Below are 21,167 nucleotides of genomic sequence, written 5' to 3'. Positions count from 1 at the left end.
CCGTGCGCTCACATCGGGATGCCGCCCGCGCCGCTCAGAAAGGACACCTCATGCGACGCATCCGTCTGATCCTGGCCGCACTGGCCGCCGCCGTTCTCGCCACGAGTCTCGCCGCGTGCTCGGCGACGCCGTCGGTCGAGGTTCCCGACGGTGCCGTGATCATCGACGTGCGCACGCCTGAGGAGTATGCCGAGGGTCACCTCGAAGGTGCGATCAACGTCAACCTGCAGTCGGGCTCGTTCGAGCAGGAGATCGCCGAGCAGCCCCTCGATGGCACCTACATCGTCTACTGCCGCACTGGCAACCGCTCAGCGCAGGCTGTGGCGATCATGACCGAGCTCGGCTTTGGCGATGTCACGGATGCCGGCGGCGTCAGCGACGCATCCGCGGCGACCGGCATCCCGATCGTCACGGACTGACCGGCTCAGTCGGCGCGACCCGACCGCGGAACGAACCGGGGGACCCAGCGCACGAAGGCCACCGCGCCCAGGAGCCCGAGCACGCCGACCGCGCCGGTTGCCACCGACAGGGTCGAGAGTGCTGCGATGCCCGAGACGAGCAGCGGCGCCGCAGCCCCGCCGGCGTCGGTGAACATGCGCCAGGACCCGAGGAACGGGGCCGGGTCCGTGCGCGGAGCGACGTCGGCGCCGAGGGTGAGCAGGATGCCGCTGGATAGTCCGTTGCCGACGCCGAGGACTGCCGCGAACATGGCGAACCACATCGCTGATGAGTCGAGGTCGTGCGTGAACGCGAGCGCGAGGAACCCGAGGCCCATGAGCAGCATCGCTGGCAGGGCTGCCCACAGCCGTCCGAAGCGGTCCATGACCTGTCCGCTCGCATAGAACAGGGCAAAATCGATCGCCCCCGAGATTCCGACGACTAGCGCGATCGTCTGCGCGTCCAGCCCGATCGACACGCCCCACAGAGGTAGAACCACCTGTCGGGCCGATCTCACGGCAGCGAGGGATGCCGCAGCAATGCCGAGCCGAGACAGCACCGCGCGATACCGCCAGGCGACGACGAAGACGCTCTCGCGGCTCCCCGGAACCCGGATGCTGCCCGTGATCGCCTCGCCAGTGTCCTCTTCATCGAGCTCGTCTGCGGTCTTCTTTGCGGTCGCATCAGATCCTGCGCGTGCCGTGATCGGAGCGAACTGTTGCTCGGGGTCGGGCCCGAAGACCACCAGCAGGACGGTGGCGAGAAGGCACACGCCGAAGAACCAGATCGCCGCGTGTTCGTCGCCGAAGATCGCCAGCAGCGCTGCAGCGATGAACGGGCCCACGAACATCCCCAGCCGGAACGTGCCACCCAGCAGCGACATGGCGCGCGAGCGGAACGACAGTGGGACTCGGGTGGTCATGAACGAGTGGCGGGCGAGACCGAACGCTGCCGCGCACAGCCCGATGAGCAGGACTGCCGCCGCGAAAACGCCGAGCACGGGCGCGACGATCATGCCTGCCACTCCCACCATGGCCAACGCGCCGGCAACTCCCATCGTGACCCGCTCACCGAAGCGGGCGACAGCCCAGCCCGCCGGCAGATTTCCCGCCAGTTGGCCTACCACGAGGGCCGACGCGACGAGGGCTGCTCCTGCGACGTCCGCGCCCAACTGGGCTGCGATCACCGGAATGAGGGGGATGACGGCGCCCTCGCCAAGCGCGAACAGCACCGTCGGCACGTAGACCATCGGTCCGAATCTCCACAGCACGTCCCGCGCGCGGATCGGGGCGGGGGGATCGGACATCGGTTCCACGTTAGTCTGGACTGTCATGCTCGAACTCGATCTGTCCGCCGACATCCAGGCCCTGCGCTCCACATTCAACGACATCCAGTCCGTTGTCGACGTCGACGCGCTCGCCGCAGAGATTGCGCGACTGAGCGACGAGGCCGGCGCGCCCGACCTCTGGGACGACCCCGAGCAGGCGCAGAAGGTCACGAGCGCCCTGAGCCACCGGCAGTCGGAGATGTCTCGCATCACGGCAGTCGCACAGCGCCTCGATGACCTCGAAGTGCTGGTTGAGCTTGCCAACGAGATGGATGATGAGGAGTCGGCCGCCGAGGCGCGCCGCGAGCTCGCCGAGCTCGAGAAGGTCATCGGCGATCTCGAGGTGCAGACGCTGCTCGACGGCGAATACGACGATCGGTCTGCCGTCGTGACGATCCGCTCAGGGGCCGGCGGCGATGACGCCACCGACTTCGCTGAGATGCTCATGCGCATGTACCTGCGGTGGGCCGAGCGCCACAAGTACCCCGTGAAGGTCATGGACACCTCCTACGCCGAGGGTGCGGGGATCAAATCGGCGACGTTCGAGATCGACGCCCCCTACGCCTACGGCACCCTGTCCGTCGAGGCGGGCACACACCGTCTCGCCCGGATCAGCCCGTTCGGTGCTGCCGATAAGCGTCAGACCTCGTTCGCGGCTGTCGAGGTCATTCCTGTCATGGAAGAGGCCGTCGAGGTTGACATCCCCGAGGGCGACATCCGTGTCGACGTCTTCCGATCCTCGGGTCCCGGCGGTCAGTCGGTCAACACCACGGACTCGGCGGTTCGCATCACCCACATCCCGACCGGGATCGTGGTCTCGATGCAGAACGAGAAGAGCCAGATCCAGAACCGCGCCGCTGCCATGCGCGTTCTGCAGACCCGCCTGCTGCTGCTCAAGCGCGAAGAAGAGGCGGCAAAGAAGAAGGAACTCGCCGGCACGATCACGGCCAGCTGGGGCGACCAGATGCGCTCCTACTTCCTCTACGGCCAGCAGCTCGTGAAAGACCTACGCACCGGTCACGAGGTCGGGAACCCCGCGGTCGTATTCGACGGAGACCTCGACGGGTTCATTGCCGCGGGCATCCGGTGGCGCAAGCGCAAGGATGACGACGACTGACGCTCTGTCCCCGCCTCGAGGGGAGCCTGAACGTTCTCGATGAAGACTGAGCCCGCTTCGGGTGTCGCACCGGGCAGTGATCGCCCTCGCGCTTAGGCTCAGATGGCCATGATCCGGTTCGAGAACGTCACCAAGCGATACCGGGGCACCGCGAAACCCGCCCTCGACCAGGTGAGCTTCGAAGTGCTCCGCGGCGAGTTCGTGTTCCTCGTGGGTGCGTCGGGATCGGGTAAGTCATCCTGTCTGCGCCTCATTCTGCGAGAGGACATCGCCACCTCCGGCAACGTCCTCGTGCTCGGGCGCGACCTGCGCACCCTCGCCAACCGCAAGGTGCCCTACTTCCGCCGCCACGTCGGCGCCGTCTTCCAAGACTTCCGGCTGCTGCCGAACAAGACGGTCTTTCAGAACGTCGCCTTCACGCTGCAGGTCATCGGCTCCTCACGAGGGTTCATCAAGCAGGCGGTTCCCGAGGCGCTCGCCCTCGTCGGACTCGCCGACAAGCAGAAGCGGATGCCGCACGAGCTCTCGGGTGGTGAGCAGCAGCGGGTTGCGATCGCCCGCGCGTTGGTGAACCGCCCCCAGGTGCTGCTGGCCGACGAGCCCACCGGAAACCTCGACCCTGCGACATCCATCGACATCATGCAGCTGCTCGCGCGGATCAACGCCGGCGGCACCACGATCGTCATGGCAACCCACGAGGCGGGCTTCGTCGATCAGATGAAGCGGCGCGTCATCGAGCTGCGCGGCGGCCAGATGATGCGTGATGAGCGTCACGGTGGCTACGGCGACACGTCGGGTCTGCCCCGGCTTCAGCCCGAGCAAGTGCGCGGTGCCGCTGCTGCAGCTGCGCTCACCGCGGTCCTCGAACTGCAGCGTGAGGTCGGCATCGAGCCGACGGTGACGGATGCCGAAATCGCGGTCGCCGCTGCAGTCGATGTCGCCGACGATCCGTCGACAGCATCATTGGTCTCTGCTCTCGCTGAGGTGCGTCCGGCCCCGGTTTCGCCCGATGTTCCGGCCCCGGCGGTCGCCGAGGCGCCGACGGACGAGGCGCCAGCACACGCTCCGGCCCAGCGACCCGCTCCGGCGGAGCGACTCGCGCCCGCGGATCGACCTGCTCCCGCAGAGCAACCCGCGCCCAGTGCACCGTCAGTTCCGCCCGAGTGGCAGGTGCCTGCAGCGCAGCCCGCACCCGCTCCGCGCCCCACGACACAGCCGGTACCGGTCATCGACATCCCCGAGGTCGAGGTCGAGGAGCTGGGACTGGCGGAGCGGCTGGGGCTGGATGCCGAGCGTCGCGATGATGAAGTCGGGCCCACCTCATGAGGGTCGGACTCGTTCTCGGTGAGGCGTTCAGCGGGCTGCGCCGCAATGCGTCGATGGTGATCTCGGTCGTGCTCGTCACCTTCGTCTCGCTGACCTTCGTGGGCGCCGCCATGCTCATGCAGCTACAGATCGGCACGATGCGCACCTTCTGGGCCGATCGCGCCCAAGTGCAGATCTATATGTGCAGCTCGTTGTCGCAGGTGCCCACCTGTGCGAACGGCGTTGCCACGCAGGAGCAGATCGACGGTGTCCAGGCCGAACTGGATTCGGATTCGCTTGCTCCCCTGATCAGTGACCTTCAGTTCGACAGTGCAGAGCAGGCCTACCAGGAGGCGATCGATCTGCTCGGTGACGAGTACGACGGCATCCTCACTGCCGATCAGATCGGCGCGCAATTCCGCATCACACTCGCGGACCCGACGAAGTCAGCCGTGATCTCCGAAGCTTTCGGGGGAACCGACGGGGTGGAAGAGGTCAAAGACCAACTGCAGTACCTTGAGCCGCTGTTTTCTGCGCTGACTGTTGCAACGTATGTCGCAGTCGGGATCGCGGGGCTCATGCTCATCGCCGCAGTCCTGCTCATCTCGACGACGATCCGCCTCTCGGCATACGCCCGAAGACGCGAACTCGGCATCATGCGGCTGGTCGGAGCATCCAACCGGTTCATCCAGACGCCGTTCATTCTCGAGGGCGTGTTTGCAGCCCTCATCGGATCGGTGCTGGCAAGCGTCGCCGTCGTTGCGGGAGTGCAGTTCGGCGTGCAGGACTATCTGCGCTCGCGTATTCCATTCATCGCGACCTGGGTCGATACCGCTGACGTGTTCGTCGTCATTCCCGTGCTCATCGGAATCGGAATCGTGCTCGCCGCGTTCTCGGCGGGCTTCGCGATCCGGCGTTGGCTCCGAGCCTGAGCCGGCGGGAGCGAGGAGAACAGTGATGGCGCAGGATCCCCGAGCACCGCAGTCGGTAGGTTCCGCGCCGGCGTGGGGCATTGCGGGCATCATCCTCGGGCTCGGCCCGCTGCTGCTTTTCGGTGTGGCCGCTGCCGCGAACCTCGGTGGCCCCCTCATTTCGGTAGCCGTGTTCGGGCTGCCCGTGGTTGTAACCACCGTGTTCGCCGTGCTCGTCATCCGTCGCCTGTTGCGCGCGCGAGAGATCGGGTGGGGCTACACGGTGGCTGCGGTCACGATCTTTGCCGGTGTTATCGGATACGTCCTCTGGTTCTTCCTCGCACTGCTGGCGATCCAGTTCGGTAACGGGCCCGCCTGACCTCGCCGACTGTCGCGCGCCCACCGCTTGATACACTGGTGGGCTGCCGTCGAAAGGAGGAGCCATGCCACGCGAACGCGGAGAGAAGGTCATCGCGACCAATCGTCGTGCGCGCCACGACTACTCCATCGAGAAGACGTACGAGGCGGGCCTGGTGCTCACCGGCACCGAGGTGAAGTCCCTGCGTCAGGGACGCGCCAACCTCACCGACGGTTATGCGTACATCGACGGCGGTCAGGCGTTCCTGGACGCGGTCCACATCCCGGAGTACTCGCAGGGCCACTGGACCAATCACGCTGCCAAGCGGGTGCGCAAGCTGCTGCTACACAAAGACGAGATCATCAAGCTCAGTCACGCTGTCTCGGCGGGCGGATACACGCTCATCCCCATGAAGCTCTACTTCTCGGACGGGCGCGCCAAGGTCGAGATCGCGGTGGCCAAGGGTAAGGCCGAGTACGACAAGCGCCAGACGCTGCGGGAGCGCCAAGACAAGCGCGAGGCCGAACGCGCCATGCGCACCCGCAACCGCCTGGGGGAGTAGCCGCGCGCCCGGTCAGCGGGCGCTGAAACGCGCCTCGACGGCTGCGCTGACCACGATGTCGGCGGGCTGCAGTTCCAGGGCGCTCGCGGAGTCCATCGGGCTCGCCGCCATCATCATCCGGGGCGACGGGCCGGATGCCGCAGCCGGCGATCCGTCACCGAGCAGGCCCACGTCTGCCACTTCGACGGCAGTGACCTCGGCAAGTCCGAGGGCGGCGGCATAGGCGGTCGCTCGGGTCATCGCGACACGGACAGCCTGGGCAGCGACATCAGCCTCGACGGCCTTGCGGGTCGCCTCGGTGAGCACCCACTGCACGCCGTCGACCTGGATCGTGTCGAGCTCGGCGATCTCACCGAGCCATCCCGAGAGGGCGTCGAGGTCTGCGAACGTCGCCGACACGTCGAGCGAAGCATGGTGAACGAGCGGCAGCTGCTTGCCTTCGGAGTTCCACGGGCGCTCGGAGCGGACGGCCAGCCGACCGGTGGACCACTCGCGGATCTCGCCCGCATCCTGTCGGGCGGTCAGCGCTGCGCGAAGCATGCTGGCGGCATCCGTCGCTCTGCCCATGACGTCGGTTCGTTCGCCGCCCTCGGTCCTGATCGTGAGCCGTGCCACAGCCTCTTCGGGAGCGACCCGGGTCTCGTGTTCGCCGCGGACGGTGATGATGACATCGCGCATGAGTGCGACTCTACGTCGTGTGGCTGAGCACCGGGAATGCGCGGGATGCGGCATCCGTTGTATCCTGTAACGCTCGGGTGCTTTGCATCTGCGAACCTTCGAAACTCCACAGTGTGACAGCGGCCCTTCGCAAGAAGGACTCACGGGGATGATCGGTTTCGACATCGTCTGCGAATTCGCGAGAAGCGGGCCGAGGATGCGGGGTTATCTCGTAAACGCCCCCTGCAAACAAATAACTGCCAATAAGAAGCAGTCTGACTTCGCCCTCGCTGCCTGAGCAGCGAGCCCGAGTCCGTTAGCCCGTAGGCGATCCCGCTACGGTTCCTAGCGTCATCTAAGGGATCTTGCTGCGTGACGGCGCCTGGACGTCACGCGGGACTTCTCCCAGGCTGGGCTTGTCGACTTAGGTGTCTGTGACAAAGGTCGGAGCCGAGCAGAACGCTTTCACAGAATGCGCCCGGAGAAGGCGCGATGACCCAGCGATGGACGGGGGTTCGATTCCCCCCATCTCCACTGCCGCTGTCACGGAGTTGAAGCCCCGCGATCCCTTACGAGAGTAGGGATCGCGGGGCTTTTCTTCGCCCGTGGATGAGCGGCGCGATACCGAGTCGCCCACAAATCGCCCACAAGCTTCTGGCGCATATAGGTCGAAAAGCGTGTCCGAAAGCCGCTAGTTGCAGTTCATGCGCCGTCGGTCGTTGAGCGAGCGCAGCGAGACGAAACGCCCCGTCAGGTCTCCCAGAGCCGCGCGACGTTCGCGTTGAGCCCACCCTGATTCATCCGTTCGGCCACGTCGGCGAGGTCGTCGTCGAAGAGGTCGGCGTAGGTGTCGAGCGTCATCGCCGCCGACTTGTGTCCCAGCATCCGCTGCACGGCCTTGACGTTCGCACCCGACGAGATCGCGAGGCTCGCGGCGGTGTGACGCAGGTCGTGCGGAGTCAGCCGCTCGATGTCGGCGAGGTCGAGCGCCGTGGTGAACCACGAGTTCACGCCGTGCTGCGTCTTCGCGCGGCGCAGATGCTTGCCCTGCAGATCGGTGAAGACCAGATCGTCGGCGCGCTTGCCGCGACACAGCTGCTCCAGCGGCTCTTCCAGGAAGGCCGGGAATGGCACCAGCCGGCGCTCCCAGTTCTTCGGTGTGCCGAGCACGATCTTGCCTTCGACCTCGACCGCCGCTCGCTGCACCTGAATTCGGTGTCTCGGGAAGATGATGTCGCTCACGTGCATGCCGATCGCTTCGCTCCACCGGAGGCCGCAGTACGAGAGCAGAAGGATCAGCGTCCTATGCGTGTCGTTGTTGGTCGCCTCGGCGAGGCGAACGACCTCGCTGTGGGTCAGGTAGCGACGCGGCTTCTGGGACTGTTTCGGGGGCAGATTCTGAGCGCCGCGAGCGACGTTTCGAGGGATGCGTCCGTCGCGCACAGCTGTGTCAAGGATGCCGGCGAGCACGCCGAGCGCGCGATAGACGACGCTTGCAGACCGGGGGCTTGCGCCGGCCTTCGCGCTCTTCGTCCGCGTCGTCGTCGCGGTGCCCTCCGACAGCTCTCGGATCCATTGCTCCACGTGCGACGCGCGAATGTCTCCGATCCGAACGTCGCCCCAGCGGGGGAGGACATACACCCGCCACGACGTGTTCAAGGAGCTGAACGAGGAAGCCTTGAGTGCGTGCTTCTTGTTGCGCAGCCACTCGACGCCCAGCGCTCCGACAGTGATACGCGCCTCACCGGGGTCGGTATAGGAGCCGTTCGAGCGCGAGACCTCGGTGTGCGCGAGGTAGAGCTCGGCGTCCTTCTTGGTGCGGAAGCCCTTCTTCTCGACCTGCTTCTGCTGGTCATCGCGCCAGCGCACGCGGTAGCGCTTGCCCGCCGCGATCTCGTACGCCGTGATGCTTCCCATGGGTGACCTCGGGGTCAGGGTAGCGCCGACCGCGGACGCTGGCGGGTGCGCTCGAGCTGCACCAGCGTGTCTTGCGGACAACTGTCGGTATTTGCATGATGGGCGACCGGTGACCTCGGGTAGTGCCCGGAAGAGGTGGGTGGGGTACGGCCAGGATGGTGCACGATTGAGGCTCCGTCGTGCGCGCTCGGATCGGCGTCGGAGAGGGCGCGTTGGGAGCACCGCAGAGGGCTCAGGTGGCCGATGCTCCGTTGCGGTGTTGTGTGGAGAGAGTCTCGTACATCCTCCCGGCGACGATCGCGGCGACGACCGCGGAGATCGCTGCGGCGACCCACAGCGCGGCCTGCAGGCCGAGGAGGTCGGCGACGATTCCGCCGATGATTGCGCCGACGGCGTAGCCGAGGTCCCGCCAGACGCGGTAGACCCCGACGGCACGTGCACGCCAGGTGGGGTGGGCGACGTCTCCGACGACGGCGAGGAGGGTGGGGTAGACATCGCGGTGCCCAGGCCGAGAAGGATCGTCCCGGTCGCCCAGACGGTGAGGCTGCTGCCGGCGCCGATGATGACCAGGGCGATGGCCTGGAGGGCCATGCCGCCGGTGACGAGGTGCTTGCGGCCGATGCGGTCCGACAGGGCTCCGGTGAACAGCTGCCCGATGCCCCACACGCCCGGGTACAGCGCGAACAGGATCGCGATCTGCGCGGTGGGGAGGTCGCGGGTGGCGAACAGCAGGGGGAACAGTCCCCATGAGGGGCCGAAGTTCAGGTTGTTCACGAGCCCGGCGAGGCTGGCCGAGGCGAGCGCGGGTTCGCCGATGCTCGCGAGGAACCAGGTCCGCCGGTGCGTCAGGCCGGCGTCCTGGCTGGGCCGGGTGGTGGCGGGTGTGAGTTGTGCGGCCTCGGCGTGGGCGTGTCCGTGGGTTTCCCGTACGAAGATGCCGGTGATGATGAGCGCGAGGGCGGTGTAGGCGATGCCGAGCAGGAACGGTGCGGGGCGCAGCCCGTATTCGGTGGCGAGGTACCCGGCCAGGAGGGATGAGACGGCGACGGCGCCGTAGCCGGCGGCTTCGTTCAGTCCCATCGCGAGACCGCGCTGGCGGGGGCCGACGAGGTCGATCTTCATGACCACGGTCGCGTGGACCAGGTCAGGCCCTGGCTCACCCCGAGGAGCGCGTTCGCGGCGACGACCCATCCCCAGTCGGGTGCCCAGATCAGCATCAGCGGGACGGGCACTGCGACGAGCCACCCGGCCAGGAGCACCGGTTTGCGTCCGAATCTGTCCGAGAGGGTGCCGGCGAACCAGTTCGAGATCGCCTTGGTGACTCCGAACACGGCGACGTAGCTGAGCACCATGGTGTATCCGGTGATCCCGAACACGTCGCGCGCGAGCAACGGCAGGACGGTCTGCTCTTGACCGACCATGCCCCCGACGAGTGCGTTCACGGCGACGAGCAGCGCGAACTGCGGAGCGTTCTCCCGCAATCCGAGGCGCGGCGGCGGCGTAGCGGCGGTCATGCGATTCGTCGCGGCACTCGTCTGCCCGCGGGCTTCCCGCTGGGTGCTCGGCGCGCGGAGTCCGCCATGATGGGCGAGCAGTCAGCTGCGGAGCGGGATGCGGCGGGGGAGGCGCCTGTTGTGCGGGGAGGCTGGGCGTAGTCGAACAAGGGGGGCCTCGTGGGTTGCTTCTGAGGGGTGGTCTCGAGTCGCAGTCGGGTCGTCAGGACTGTTGCGACAGCGAGGTGGTGGCAAGCTCGCTGAGGACCTCGTCGGGGGTGATGTCGCCGCTGATCCGAACCCTGCGGCGTCCGGGTTCGTCGTGCAGTTCCACATTGGTGATGCGCGAGACGAAGGTGTCGCCGCACCCGCACGCGCCGACGTTGCACGAGGCCACGAACGCGTCCAGTACCTCCAGCGGTGTCTCACGGGGGAGGAGCAGGTCGACGCCTCCGTCGACGGTGAGAGCAGTCGGCGAGATCTGGGCGGTCATCGGATGGTTCCCTTTCGGCTGGTGTTCGGGGTCGGCGGTGGGGGAGATCGAGATCACTCGGCTGGCTCGCCGCCGGCCAGACCTTGGAGGACGTCAAGAGCGTCGCGGATGCCCTCGGTCGCGAGGCAGTAGTAGACGTAGCCGCCGCGCCGCTCCCCGACCACGAGACCGCGGTCGCGCAGGATGCGCAGGTGGTGAGACACGGTCGGCTGGCGTTCCCCGGTGGCCTCGACGATCGCGGTGACCGGCACGCACACGCCGTCCAAGGCGGTCAGGATCCGCAACCGGGTCGCGTCGCCCAGGGTGCGCAGGAACTCGGCCAGGGCGGACGCCTGGCCCGCCGCCATCGGCTCGTTCCCGCGAACGGGCGTCGTCTTCATCGTCACAGTGTGCTCCTCAAGGGCATATGTATATCTACCTATCTAGATATACCCACATCGTGGGTGGGATGCGGCAATGGCTGTTTCCGTCGACAACAGGCACTGACTCGGATCCGCCCAGTCGCGCCTCTTTATACCCCATACCCCTAGCGGGTATATTGGATGGTGCGACGGAGGTGCGGGATGGCACACGGATATTCGGGCGACAAGCAGGCGCTGCTGATGAGGTTGCGTCGGGCCGAGGGCCAGGTGCGCGGGATCGCGCGAATGGTCGACGAGGAGGCCTACTGTATCGACGTCCTCACCCAGGTCTCCGCGGTCACGAAGGCGTTGGAGTCGGTTGCGCTGACTCTGCTGGAAGACCACCTCGGACATTGCGTCGCGGAAGCCGTCGGCGAAGGCGGGCCGGTCGCGCAGGAGAAGCTGCGTGAGGCGAACGCGGCCATCGCGCGCCTGGTGCGCTCATAGAAGCGCGCATTTCACATTCACTCAACGCTCGCGAAGGGAGCACATCATGGCCGGACAGGGATTGCGGGACCTCGGACTGCGGTCGACCAACGGTGGCGGCTGCGCGTGCTGCAGCCCCACCTCCCACAGCACTGCGACCAAGGACGCGGCCGCCCTCGTTGCGGAGCCGATCGAGGGCGACGAGGTGTCGGCTCAGTTCCTGGTCGAGGGCATGACCTGCTCGCACTGCGTGCGCAGCGTCACCGAGGAGGTGTCCGCGATCGATGGTGTCTCCGGTGTCGACGTCGATCTGAAGGCGGGCGGCGTATCGACGGTGACCGTGACCAGCACGGCGCCGGTGGATGCGGTGCAGGTGCGGCATGCGGTCGAGGAGGCCGGGTACAGCCTTGCGTCCACGTCATGAGCACGGGTCGGTGATGCGGTCTCCACAGCAACGGGGTGACTCCGCGGGCTGTTCAGTGATGGCGACCACGGGCTGACTCGACGAACGGCGCTCCCCCCGGGATCTTTGCCTGAGGGGAGCGCCGTTGCCGTCTGCGTGGTGATTCGCCGGGTGGCGTCAGCGGCCGAGGATCGTGCGGGCGCTGTTCGCCGGGGTGAGGTCGAGGCTCCGCAGCAGCTGCGCGTTGAGGGCGACCACCACCGTGGACAGCGACATCAGGATCGCCCCGACGGACACGGGGAGGACGAATCCGATGGGAGCGAGGACGCCGGCGGCGAGGGGCACGGAGATGAGGTTGTAGCCGGCCGCCCACCACAGGTTCTGCTTCATCTTCCGGTAGCTCGCTCGGGACAGCTCGATCACCGACAGCACGGACCGGGGATCGTCGCTGGCGAGGATCACGCCCGCGGAGGCGATGGCGACGTCGGTGCCGGCGCCGATCGCGATGCCGACGTCCGCTCGGGCGAGGGCGGGCGCGTCGTTGACGCCGTCTCCGACCATCGCGACGCGCTTGCCTTCGGCCTGCAGCTCGGCGATCTTGGCGGACTTGTCCTCGGGGCGCACGCGCGCGAACACCCGGTCGATGCAGAGGTCCTCGCCGACCGCGTGGGCGACGGCTTCGGCGTCGCCGGTGATCATCACGACCTCGATGCCGAGGGCATGGAGCGCGTCGACGGCATCGCGCGACTCGGGACGGACCTCGTCGGCGAGCTTGAGGCCGCCGATGGCCCGACCGTCTCGGACGACGTGGAGGATGATCGCGCCTTCCGCTCGCCACGCGTCGGCATCCTCGATCTCGTTGAGGCCGAGCTCTTCGAGGAGAGCGGGGCCGCCGACGCGGACTTCATGGTTCTCGACGGTCGCGGTCACCCCGACCGCGGGGGACGAGGTGAAGCCGGCAGCGGACGGGATGGTCAGATCCTTCTCGCGGGCAGCTCGCACGATGGCCTTGGCGAGGGGGTGTTCGCTGTCGGCTTCGGTGGCGGCCGCGAGTGCCAGAACGGTCTCGGCGGAGTCGGAATCGGCGGTGGAGATGCCGGTGACGGTCGGCTCGCCCTTGGTGAGGGTGCCGGTCTTGTCGAACAGGACCGCGTCGATGGTCCGCATGCTCTCCAGGGCGAGGCGGTCCTTGACGAGAACACCGCCGCGGGCCGCGCGCTCGGTGGCGATCGACACGACCAGGGGGATGGCCAGACCCCGCGCGTGGGGGCACGCGATCACCAGCACGGTGATCGTCCGGATCACCGCGGTGTCCGGGTCTCCGACGAGCGTCCAGACGAGCGCGGTGAGTGCGGCGGCACCCAGCGCGAACCAGAACAGCCAGCCGGCGGCGCGGTCGGCGATCCGCTGCGCCCTCGAGGTCGAGTTCTGCGCGTCGGCGACCAACCGCTGGATGCCGGCGAGGGTGGTGTCATCGCCCGTAGCGGTGACCTCGACCCGCAAGCCTGAATCTGTTGCGACGGTTCCGGCGGTCACCGTGTCGCCCGCGGTCCGGCTGACGGGGCGGGATTCGCCGGTGACCAATGGATTCGTCCATGTCGGCGCGGCCCTCCACGACCCTGCCGTCCGCGGGGACGCTGCCGCCGGGGCGGACGACGACCACATCGCCGAGTCGGAGGTCGGCGGGGGAGACGGTGACGACCTGGTCGCCTTCGACGCGTTCCGCTTCGTCGGGCAGGAGCGCGGCGAGGGAGTCCAGTGCGGAGGTGGTCTGCGCGAGGGACCGCATCTCGATCCAGTGGCCGAGCAGCATGATCACGATCAGCAGCGCGAGCTCCCACCAGAACTCGAGCTCACGGTGGAGGAGTCCGAGGGTGGCGCCCCAGGATGCGAAGAATGCGACGGTGATCGCGAGACCGATGAGGAGCATCATCGCGGGTTTGCGGGCTCGGAGTTCGCTGACCGCGCCGCTGAGGAACGGCCAGCCGCCCCAGAAGTACATCACGGTGCCCAGCACGGGAGAGATCAGCTGTGCTCCGGGGAACGAGGGAACCGAGTAGCCCAGGACCATCCCGAACATGCCGGAGAACGCCACGACCGGGACGGCGAGGATCAGGTTGATCCAGAACTGAGTATTCGCTCCTCTGAGGGCCACTGATATTGCGGTTCAGGGCCACTCGCTCATCGACGCGATCGTGTCGGTGAGGGCCACCGAATATTGGGGTTGAGGGCCACCGTTCCTAGGCTCCTTCTGCCGCGTGGCCAATCACACGGCAGAAGGAGTGATTCGGATGGTACGCAAGATCAAGGCGAAGCTGGTGCTTCGGCTTCGCGCGGAGGGGTTCACGGGGAGGCAGATCGCCGCGCAGGGCATGTCCCGGACGAGTGTGGCGGCGGTCATCGACGCCGCCGACCGGGAAGGGATCGGTTGGGACGACGTCGCCAAGCTCGAGGAAGCGGACGTGTATGCGCGGCTGTTTCCTGGTCGTGGTGAACATGACAGCGTTCACGCGCAGCCGGACTGGGACAGGGTGCACCGGGAGCTCGCGCGGGTCGGGGTGACGCTGAAGCTGCTGCATGGCGAGTATGTCGACGCCTGCCGGGCGGCGGGATCGACGGCGATGGGATACGACAGGTTCTGCAAGGCCTACCAGCAGCACGTCCTCATCTCCGGGGCGGCGTCGCGGGTGGGGCACAAGGCGGGGCAGACGGTCGAGGTCGACTGGTCGGGCAAGACGATGCAGCTGACCGACCCGGTCACCGGGCAGCAGACGCGGGTCTACTTGTTCGTTGCGACGCTGCCGTTCTCCCGCTACTCGTTCGTGGAGCCGACGCTGGACATGCAGCAGGACGCCTGGTTGCGCGCGCACGTGTCGATGTTCGACTGGTTCGGCGGGAGTGTCCTGCGTGTCGTCCCGGACAACCTCAAGACCGGGGTGCTGAAGCACCCGGCGGAAGGTGAGGTGGTGCTCAACGATGCGTATCGGGAACTCGCGGCGCACTACTCCGCGGCGGTGCTCCCGGGGCGGGTGAAGAAGCCGAAAGACAAGGCCAGTGTCGAGAACACGGTCGGGAACGTCGCGACCTGGGTGATCGCATCCCTCCGCGACCGAAGCTTCGCGAGCTTGGCGGAGTTGCGGGCGGTCGTCTACGAACGCGTGGCCGCTTACAACGCGGAGCCGTTCCAAAAGCGCGCCGGGTCAAGGCTGAGCGTGTTCGACTCGGAGGAGAAGCCGCTGCTGCGGCCGCTTCCGGTGGTCCCGTTTGAGATCTCGAGGTGGTTCTACCGGCGCCGGGTTCAGAAGAACGGGCACGTCGTGTTCGAGCGCAACTTCTACTCCGTGCCCTACCCGAACATCGGTCGGAGTGTTGATCTGCGGGTCACCGACACCACGGTCGAGATCTTCGCCGGGCAGGAGCGGCTGACGAGCCACCTGCTCGCTCCGGTCGGGATGGTGAACGAGTATCGCACCCACGACAGCGATCTGCCCGACGGTCCCCGCTACCGGCAATGGGACGCCGAACGTGTTCGCGAGTGGGCGGGCCGGATCGGGGAGGACACCACGATCGTGGTGAATCGGATCTTCGAGTCCGTGCCCGTCGACGAGCAGGGCCTGGACGCGGCTTTGGCGGTGTTGCGGCTCACCCGCCGCTACTCCGCCGCTCGGGTCGAAGCCGCCGCCGGGATCGCCCTCGCGTCCCGGGTGAGATCTCCGCGCTACGCGCATCTGCGGCCCATCCTCGAGACGAACCAGGACCAACCCGACGGGAGGAGCCCATGGGCTGAACCCGCGACTACGGGGCCGACCGGATACGTCCGCGGCGCGGACTACTACGCCGGTGACATCCGATGAGCCGGCTCGACTCGGAGACGAAGCGGAAGCTGCGTGAGATGGGGGTGACGTCGCTGGTCGACGCGTTCGAGGTCCAGGACGACAGCCTCACGTTGGGAATGGCGTTCGAAGAACGCGTCAAGCTCGCCGTCGACGACGCCCACGCCACCTTCACCCACGCCAAGGTCGAAGGCCTCATCCGGCGGGCGGGTCTCCGCTACCCGAACGCGGACCTGCGGCGAGTCGACCTGCTCGAGCAGCGGGGTCTTGACCGCGGGGTGATCGCGCAACTCGGCACCTGCCAGTTCATCACCCGGCAGCAGAACGTCGTATTCCAAGGCTTCACCGGGTCTGGGAAGAGCTACCTCGGATCGGCGTTGGCGAAGCAGGCCTGTCAGCACCGCTACCGGGCGCACTACATCCGCATGCCCGACCTCGAAGAATCCTGGGCCACCGCCCGCGACCGGCCCGCGGGGAAGGAGAAGTGGCTCCGCAAATACGCGGCGTTCACGCTCCTCGTGATCGACGAATGGCTCCTCGACAACCCCGATGACAGCGTTCGCGGCATGCTGCTCGAGCTGCTCGAGCGCCGCTACGACGCCACCTCGACGGTGTTCTGCACCCAGTACGCGAAGAAGGACTGGCACCAACGCCTCGGCGGCGGAGTCCACGCCGACGCGATTATGGACCGCATCGTCCACAACACCATCTGGATCGAGACCGGCAGCACCAACATGCGCGAACACACCGCCAGGACGGCCTGACCGGCGCCGGTGAGCGTTGCCATCACCGGGTGGCGCTCACCGGCAATACCGGGCGGCCCTGAATCGCAATATCGAGTGGCACTGAACCCCAATATCGACTGGCCCTCAACCCTTCAAATACTCAGAACAGCCGCCGGAACTGGGCGACATGATGTGCGCCATGTCCGGCGTGCCCGCCATGGCCCGCATGCTCCCCGTGGTCGGCGTGGCTGTCATGACCGGCATGCTCCCCGTGGCTGTCATGTGCACCGTGGTCGGCGTGCGCGTCGTGGTCGGCGTGCGCACCGTGGTCGGCGTGCGCCTCATGGCCGCCGTGTCGGGCGTGCTCGTCGTGGACGGCCGCGTCGGTCGGCTTGGCCGCCGGGTCTGGGTGGTCGGTGGTGGTGCGCGCGTGGTGGTGGTGCGCGTGTGGGTCGATCATGGTGTGCTCCCTCGCTGTGGAGTGGGATGGGTGATGCCCACTCGTCCCTCACAAGACTTGCTCACCCCAACCACGATACCCCCTAGGGGTATTCCCTCGGGAGGGGATCCACGTCGGGTGCGGGGACTGCTGTGTCGTCAGATGGGGAGGGGGACGCTCAAGAACACGCCTTGCAGGTTCGACATCAGCGCGGTCCACAGGCCCGTGACCATGAGCGTGCCGAGCGCGATGAGGAGTGTTCCGCCGATGATGTTGATCAGGCGGATGTGGCGGCGCATCACTCCGACGGATCGGGTCGCCCAGCCGAATCCGAAGGTGAGGAGGATGAACGGGATGCCGAGACCGAGCGAGTATGCGAGGCCGAGGAGCGCGCCGCGTGCAGCGGATGCCTGATCGAAGGACATCCCGAGGATGACGGCGAGGGTGGGGCCGATGCAGGGTGTCCAACCTATGCCGAGAGCGATGCCCAGCAGGGGGGCTCCCGCCAATCCGATCCTTCCGCGCACGCGTGGCCGCATGGTGCGTTGCGCGAACCGGAGGCCGCCGATGAAGACCACGCCCATGATGATGATGAACGCGCCGAGGACGCGGGTGATCGGGTCGGCGTATTCCAGGAGGAGCCTTCCGGCGGTGCCGCCGAGCATAGCCACGCTGATGAACACGACGGTGAATCCGGCGATGAACAGCACCACGCCGATCACGACACGGTGCCGACCGGTCGTGAGAGCCGCGGTCGGAGTCGGAGCGGCGGATACCGGGGCGGCCGCGGTCGGGCCGTGGCACTCCGCGTCGCTGGTGCTGTCCGGCTCGTCGAGGTGTGCTCGAGGCGCGGGTGTGTGTGTCGTGCGGGGTGCTGCGGCGGCGCCGATGTAGCCGAGGTAGCCGGGCACCAGGGGAAGGACGCAGGGGGAGAGGAACGATACCAGCCCGGCGAGCACGGCGATCGGGATGGCGACGAGCAGGGACCCGCCGGCGACGGCGTCGACGAGGCTCACGATTCGTCCAGAGTCTCGGAGATGATCGTCTTGAGGACCGAGGCGCTGCTGAGCTGGCCGATGACTCGGGCGGCGACCCTGCCCTGCCGGTCCAGCACAATCGTTGTCGGCACGGCGTTCAACGGAGTCCTCTCCGCGAACGCGAGTTTCACGGACGCGTCGACGGTCGCCAGGGCACTGGGGTAGGTGACTCCGTAGGTGTCCGCGAACGCGGTCGCGGCGGCAGCGCCGTCGTAGATGTTCACGCCGAGGAAGGACACGTCTTCGTCTGCGAACGCCTCGTGCGCGGCTTCGAGCTCCGGCGCCTCGACACGGCACGGCGCGCATGCGGCGTACCAGAAGTTCACGACGAGGACATCGCCGGCGTACTCGTCGCTGGTGACGGCGTCGCCGGTGTCGAGCACTCCCTGGAACGTGACGGGTTGACCGCGGTCTGCTGTGGGGATCTCGACGACCCGGAAGCCGTCGGCGGCGATGAACCCCTTGTTGTCGCCCGCCCGGTACTGGTCGGAGAGGGGGTTGTCGGAGCAGGATGCCAACGAAGCTGTGAGGGCGAGCGCCGCGCCGGCCGCGGTGAGGCGCCGCAGTGTCGTCGTTGTGCGTCGGGTCATCGGCCGCTCGTCTCGGTTCGGTGCCGACGGGTGACGACCCATGCCTGTGCGGCGAAGATCACCGCGGCGAGGCCCGCCGCGACGCCGACGGTGAGCAGGTCGGACTGCACCTTGCTGATCGTGAACGCGGCGAGGATCGCGACGTCCAGCACGATGGTGGCGATGGGCAGCCAGCGGTGCGCAATGATCTTGTCGCGCAGGCGACGGAGCACTCCCCATTGCACGGCGATGTCCATCGTGAGGTAGAGGAACACGCCCAGCGCTGCGATACGGCCTAGGTCGAACACCGCGGTGAGGACGATCGCGGCCCCGGCAGTGATCAGCAGGGGCTGGTGGGGCACCCGCGCGGGAAGCGCGGGTGCCTGCTTCATGTCCTGCAGCATCCCGTACAGGCGCGACACGGAGAACAGGCTGGCGAGCAGTCCGGAGAGGGTCGCGATCACCGCGACGGCCACGGTGATGCCGACGCCCCACGCGCCGAACAGCGGGTGGGCTGCTTCGGCGAGGGCGTAGTCGCGGGCATCGATCGCGCCGGATGCTCCGATGCTTGCCCCGACCGACAGGGTGATCAGCAGGTACAGCACCGCGCAGATCGCGATCGAGATCATGATGGACCGGGCGATGTTCCGTTTGGCGTCCTTCAGGTCATCGCCCTGATTGGTGATCGTCGTGAAGCCCTTGTATGCGAGGACACACAGCGCGACGGCAGCCACCACCCCGAGCAAGCCGTCTCCGCTGTCCGAGCCGTCCGAGAAGAACCCCGCGCCGGTGGCGGCTGCGCCGATGAGCCCGGCCGCCGCGAGTACTGCGATCCCGACGATCTTCAGGACAGCGGTGACCAGCGCGGAGCGTTCGACGAGCTGGTTGCTGACGAGGTTGACCACCGCCGCGGCCGCGATCGCGATGACCCCCAGCAGCGGCACCAGCACGACGGAGTCCTGGAGCCCGAAGGGTCGCAGCAGGTAGGTGCCGAAGGTGCGGGCGAGGAGGCTCTCGGCGACCACCATCGACACGTACATGAACAGCGAGAACGACCCCGCGACCACGCCCGGGCCGTAGGCGTCTTTCAGCAGCATGGCGATGCCGCCCGCCGACGGGTTCACGCTCGAGTACCGCGCGTAGGCGTACGAGCTGACACCGGCTACGGCGGCGCCGGCGATGAACGCCACCGGGAACCAGTCGCCGGCGAGTCCGGCGACCTGCCCGACCAGCGCGAAGATGCCCGCGCCGATCATCACCCCGGTGCCCAGCGCCACCGAGCCGACGAGACTGATCTTCGTGTCCTGCTCGCTCACGTGCGCCTCCCGAATCGCAGGCCCCGGATCACTGGTCGCCGCCGAGGAGCCGGAGCCCGCTGTCGTCGGCCACGGCGATCTCTCCCGACGAGGTGAGAGCGATCGCCTGCGCCTGGCCGTCCGCGCTGCCCGCTTCGACCCACGATACGGCGGCGTCCGCGCTCGTCCAGATCGTGCCTTCGACGTCGACTCCGACCAGCGTCGAGTGGTCGGGGGATGCCGACAGTAGATAAAGTGTCGGCGCATCCGGGACGGGCGCGAAGGTGACTGCGCCGTCCACGCTGAACAGAACCCCGCCGGGGGTGGTGGCGTAGACGGTGCCGGTGTCGTCGACGGTGAGCGCGTACGCGGAAATGTTCGCGCCCGCTGCTGTCCAGGTCGAACCGCCGTCTGTGCTGGTCAGAACGGCCGGCTCGTCGGTCGAGAGCCCGTACAGGGTGCCGTCGGGTCCGGCGGTCAGGGCGTGGAAGTCCTTCTCGCTCGTGTACGCGATGGGGGACCAGGTCTGGCCGGCGTCGTCGCTGCGGATGATGCCGAGGTGCGGGGATCCCCACTCTGCGGGGGTGTTCGCGCCGGGGTGGCCGGACGCGACGAAGGCGTCGCCGGTGACGGCGAGCCCCATCGCGTCGAATTCGTACCCGCCGATCGGGTCCCCGATGCCGCCGTCGGCATCGACCGGGAGGAGACCGTCGTGGGTGCCGAGGATCGTGGTGCCGGTTGCCGGGTCGGTGATGATCGCGTGGACGTGGGTGGACAGGGCGGACGAGTGGTCGTCGCCCGCGGTGGTGGTCTGTGCGGTGCAGGCGGTGAGGCTGAGGGTGGCGACAGCGGCAATGGCCACCGCCGCGCGAACGCGGAAGTGCATGAGGGTTCTCTCGATCAAGGTGAAGGGGTGGCGCCGAAACGGCGAAGACCAGGCGAGCCCGACAAGTCGGGCGCACCCCTCACGTGCGACTGATCGAAAGCGCCGTCAGATCCGGCGAGGAGGGGCGCGCACTCGCGCGCATCGCGCCCACAAGTCGGCTGAGGGCCATCGCAGCGACGCCGATGCGCACCTCTCTGGGCAGAGCTCGAACGGCGAGCAGAACGATGAGGATCAGCGCGGTCACGCACATCGCCGCGACATCATGGCTGCCGACCGTCGCACACCCCGCGCAGTCGGCGCTGAGATCGGCCGGCGCCGACAACGGTGCCGACGCGGCCACGGATGCCGACACGGCAGCGGCGTCATGGCCTCCCCCTGTCGAGTCGGCCGCGATCAGCGTCGACGTCGTTTCGGTGTGTGCTGTCGAGGACCCGGTCCACAATGCGTGCATGCCGACCAGCCCGGCCATCAGCAGCGACACCACGATCACGGCGAACCACCGGCGGGAGGCGCTGCCGCCACCCGCTGCGTTCGACCACTCGTTCATCCGCTGCCCCTTCGGCACCCAGCCATCG

At 67.6% G+C, this 21,167-nt stretch carries 21 protein-coding genes, 1 other RNA gene and 3 pseudogenes; 11 read left to right on the top strand and 14 right to left on the bottom strand.

Annotated features, from left to right (window positions below):
* Positions 1-50: 50 nt before the first annotated feature.
* Positions 51-419 (top strand): rhodanese-like domain-containing protein, encoded by a 369-nt coding sequence (locus MICSW_RS09660; RefSeq protein WP_292728424.1) that lies wholly within the window; start codon positions 51-53, stop codon positions 417-419.
* 5 nt (positions 420-424) lie between these two features.
* Here the strand turns inward: MICSW_RS09660 and MICSW_RS09655 are convergent, their stop codons facing one another.
* A complete protein-coding gene (locus tag MICSW_RS09655) occupies positions 425-1,744 on the bottom strand; it encodes an MFS transporter (RefSeq protein ID WP_464495444.1) in 1,320 nt (439 codons plus the stop codon).
* A 25-nt stretch (positions 1,745-1,769) separates the two neighbouring features.
* On the opposite strand from MICSW_RS09655, the gene prfB reads away from it, so the two are divergent.
* The 5 genes from prfB to smpB all read left to right on the top strand — a co-directional run bounded on the left by prfB (position 1,770) and on the right by smpB (position 6,018).
* Positions 1,770-2,882, top strand: a complete 1,113-nt coding sequence (gene prfB / locus MICSW_RS09650) for a peptide chain release factor 2 (protein WP_292728420.1) — start codon at positions 1,770-1,772, stop codon at positions 2,880-2,882.
* Between the two features lie 108 nt (positions 2,883-2,990).
* Entirely contained in the window at positions 2,991-4,208 is a 1,218-nt protein-coding gene (ftsE, locus tag MICSW_RS09645; protein WP_292735753.1) for a cell division ATP-binding protein FtsE, read from the top strand.
* Complete coding sequence (gene ftsX / locus MICSW_RS09640) at positions 4,205-5,119, top strand: permease-like cell division protein FtsX (protein WP_292728416.1); 915 nt, start codon at positions 4,205-4,207, stop codon at positions 5,117-5,119. Before ftsE ends, ftsX begins: the two co-directional genes overlap by 4 nt.
* Before the next feature lie 25 nt (positions 5,120-5,144).
* On the top strand, positions 5,145-5,477 hold the full coding sequence (locus MICSW_RS09635) for a hypothetical protein (protein WP_292728414.1): 333 nt from the start codon (positions 5,145-5,147) through the stop codon (positions 5,475-5,477).
* A 64-nt stretch (positions 5,478-5,541) separates the two neighbouring features.
* Positions 5,542-6,018 carry an SsrA-binding protein SmpB gene (gene smpB / locus MICSW_RS09630; RefSeq protein ID WP_228177168.1) on the top strand — a complete coding sequence of 159 codons (477 nt, stop codon included), beginning with the start codon at positions 5,542-5,544 and terminating at the stop codon, positions 6,016-6,018.
* Between the two features lie 12 nt (positions 6,019-6,030).
* Here the strand turns inward: smpB and MICSW_RS09625 are convergent, their stop codons facing one another.
* Entirely contained in the window at positions 6,031-6,696 is a 666-nt protein-coding gene (locus MICSW_RS09625) for an SIMPL domain-containing protein (protein ID WP_464495438.1), read from the bottom strand.
* A gap of 144 nt (positions 6,697-6,840) precedes the next feature.
* On the opposite strand from MICSW_RS09625, the gene ssrA reads away from it, so the two are divergent.
* Positions 6,841-7,212, top strand: a transfer-messenger RNA (tmRNA) gene (gene ssrA, locus MICSW_RS09620).
* Between the two features lie 213 nt (positions 7,213-7,425).
* On the opposite strand, the gene MICSW_RS09615 is transcribed toward ssrA, so the two are convergent.
* The 4 genes and pseudogenes from MICSW_RS09615 to MICSW_RS09600 form a co-directional block, all read right to left on the bottom strand.
* A complete protein-coding gene (locus MICSW_RS09615) occupies positions 7,426-8,592 on the bottom strand; it encodes a tyrosine-type recombinase/integrase (protein WP_194385019.1) in 1,167 nt (388 codons plus the stop codon).
* Between the two features lie 232 nt (positions 8,593-8,824).
* Positions 8,825-10,106: pseudogene (locus MICSW_RS09610) on the bottom strand (MFS transporter).
* Between the two features lie 202 nt (positions 10,107-10,308).
* Positions 10,309-10,578: a hypothetical protein gene (locus tag MICSW_RS09605; RefSeq protein ID WP_194385021.1), complete on the bottom strand. Its 270-nt coding sequence runs from the start codon at positions 10,576-10,578 to the stop codon at positions 10,309-10,311.
* Between the two features lie 53 nt (positions 10,579-10,631).
* The gene (locus MICSW_RS09600) at positions 10,632-10,958 is read right to left on the bottom strand and encodes an ArsR/SmtB family transcription factor (RefSeq protein ID WP_194385022.1); all 327 of its coding nucleotides are present in this window, start codon (positions 10,956-10,958) and stop codon (positions 10,632-10,634) included.
* A 183-nt stretch (positions 10,959-11,141) separates the two neighbouring features.
* Here MICSW_RS09600 and MICSW_RS09595 point away from each other — a divergent pair, with 183 nt between their 5' ends.
* Together MICSW_RS09595 and MICSW_RS09590 are read left to right on the top strand one after the other, a co-directional pair.
* Positions 11,142-11,426 (top strand): metal-sensitive transcriptional regulator, encoded by a 285-nt coding sequence (locus MICSW_RS09595; RefSeq protein ID WP_228178038.1) that lies wholly within the window; start codon positions 11,142-11,144, stop codon positions 11,424-11,426.
* A 46-nt stretch (positions 11,427-11,472) separates the two neighbouring features.
* Positions 11,473-11,829, top strand: a complete 357-nt coding sequence (locus MICSW_RS09590) for a heavy-metal-associated domain-containing protein (protein ID WP_195691743.1) — start codon at positions 11,473-11,475, stop codon at positions 11,827-11,829.
* Between the two features lie 156 nt (positions 11,830-11,985).
* Here the strand turns inward: MICSW_RS09590 and MICSW_RS09585 are convergent.
* Positions 11,986-13,888 (bottom strand): annotated as a pseudogene (locus tag MICSW_RS09585) (heavy metal translocating P-type ATPase).
* Between the two features lie 211 nt (positions 13,889-14,099).
* Here MICSW_RS09585 and istA point away from each other — a divergent pair.
* Both istA and MICSW_RS09575 read left to right on the top strand, forming a co-directional pair.
* Complete coding sequence (istA, locus tag MICSW_RS09580) at positions 14,100-15,662, top strand: IS21 family transposase (protein WP_464495435.1); 1,563 nt, start codon at positions 14,100-14,102, stop codon at positions 15,660-15,662.
* The gene (locus tag MICSW_RS09575; RefSeq protein WP_183498614.1) at positions 15,659-16,405 is read left to right on the top strand and encodes an ATP-binding protein; all 747 of its coding nucleotides are present in this window, start codon (positions 15,659-15,661) and stop codon (positions 16,403-16,405) included. Before istA ends, MICSW_RS09575 begins: the two co-directional genes overlap by 4 nt.
* Positions 16,406-16,526: 121 nt before the next feature.
* On the opposite strand, the gene MICSW_RS09570 is transcribed toward MICSW_RS09575, so the two are convergent.
* The 7 genes and pseudogenes from MICSW_RS09570 to MICSW_RS09540 all read right to left on the bottom strand — a co-directional run bounded on the left by MICSW_RS09570 (position 16,527) and on the right by MICSW_RS09540 (position 21,139).
* Positions 16,527-16,826: a hypothetical protein gene (locus tag MICSW_RS09570; RefSeq protein ID WP_464495432.1), complete on the bottom strand. Its 300-nt coding sequence runs from the start codon at positions 16,824-16,826 to the stop codon at positions 16,527-16,529.
* A gap of 137 nt (positions 16,827-16,963) precedes the next feature.
* Positions 16,964-17,788: a cytochrome c biogenesis CcdA family protein gene (locus tag MICSW_RS09565; RefSeq protein ID WP_228178228.1), complete on the bottom strand. Its 825-nt coding sequence runs from the start codon at positions 17,786-17,788 to the stop codon at positions 16,964-16,966.
* 29 nt (positions 17,789-17,817) lie between these two features.
* A complete protein-coding gene (locus tag MICSW_RS09560) occupies positions 17,818-18,267 on the bottom strand; it encodes a TlpA family protein disulfide reductase (protein ID WP_414683131.1) in 450 nt (149 codons plus the stop codon).
* A gap of 39 nt (positions 18,268-18,306) precedes the next feature.
* A pseudogene (locus MICSW_RS09555) lies at positions 18,307-18,432 on the bottom strand (TlpA family protein disulfide reductase); the annotation flags it as partial.
* On the bottom strand, positions 18,429-19,727 hold the full coding sequence (locus MICSW_RS09550; RefSeq protein WP_228178040.1) for an APC family permease: 1,299 nt from the start codon (positions 19,725-19,727) through the stop codon (positions 18,429-18,431). The pseudogene MICSW_RS09555 and the gene MICSW_RS09550, both read right to left, overlap by 4 nt.
* 28 nt (positions 19,728-19,755) lie before the next feature.
* Complete coding sequence (locus MICSW_RS09545; RefSeq protein WP_292799560.1) at positions 19,756-20,610, bottom strand: F510_1955 family glycosylhydrolase; 855 nt, start codon at positions 20,608-20,610, stop codon at positions 19,756-19,758.
* 61 nt (positions 20,611-20,671) lie between these two features.
* On the bottom strand, positions 20,672-21,139 hold the full coding sequence (locus MICSW_RS09540; protein ID WP_228178042.1) for a DUF6153 family protein: 468 nt from the start codon (positions 21,137-21,139) through the stop codon (positions 20,672-20,674).
* Between the last annotated feature and the right edge of the window lie 28 nt (positions 21,140-21,167).

The organism is Microbacterium sp. SW12 (genome assembly GCF_055391095.1).
This window is presented reverse-complemented; position numbering and strand designations above follow the sequence as displayed.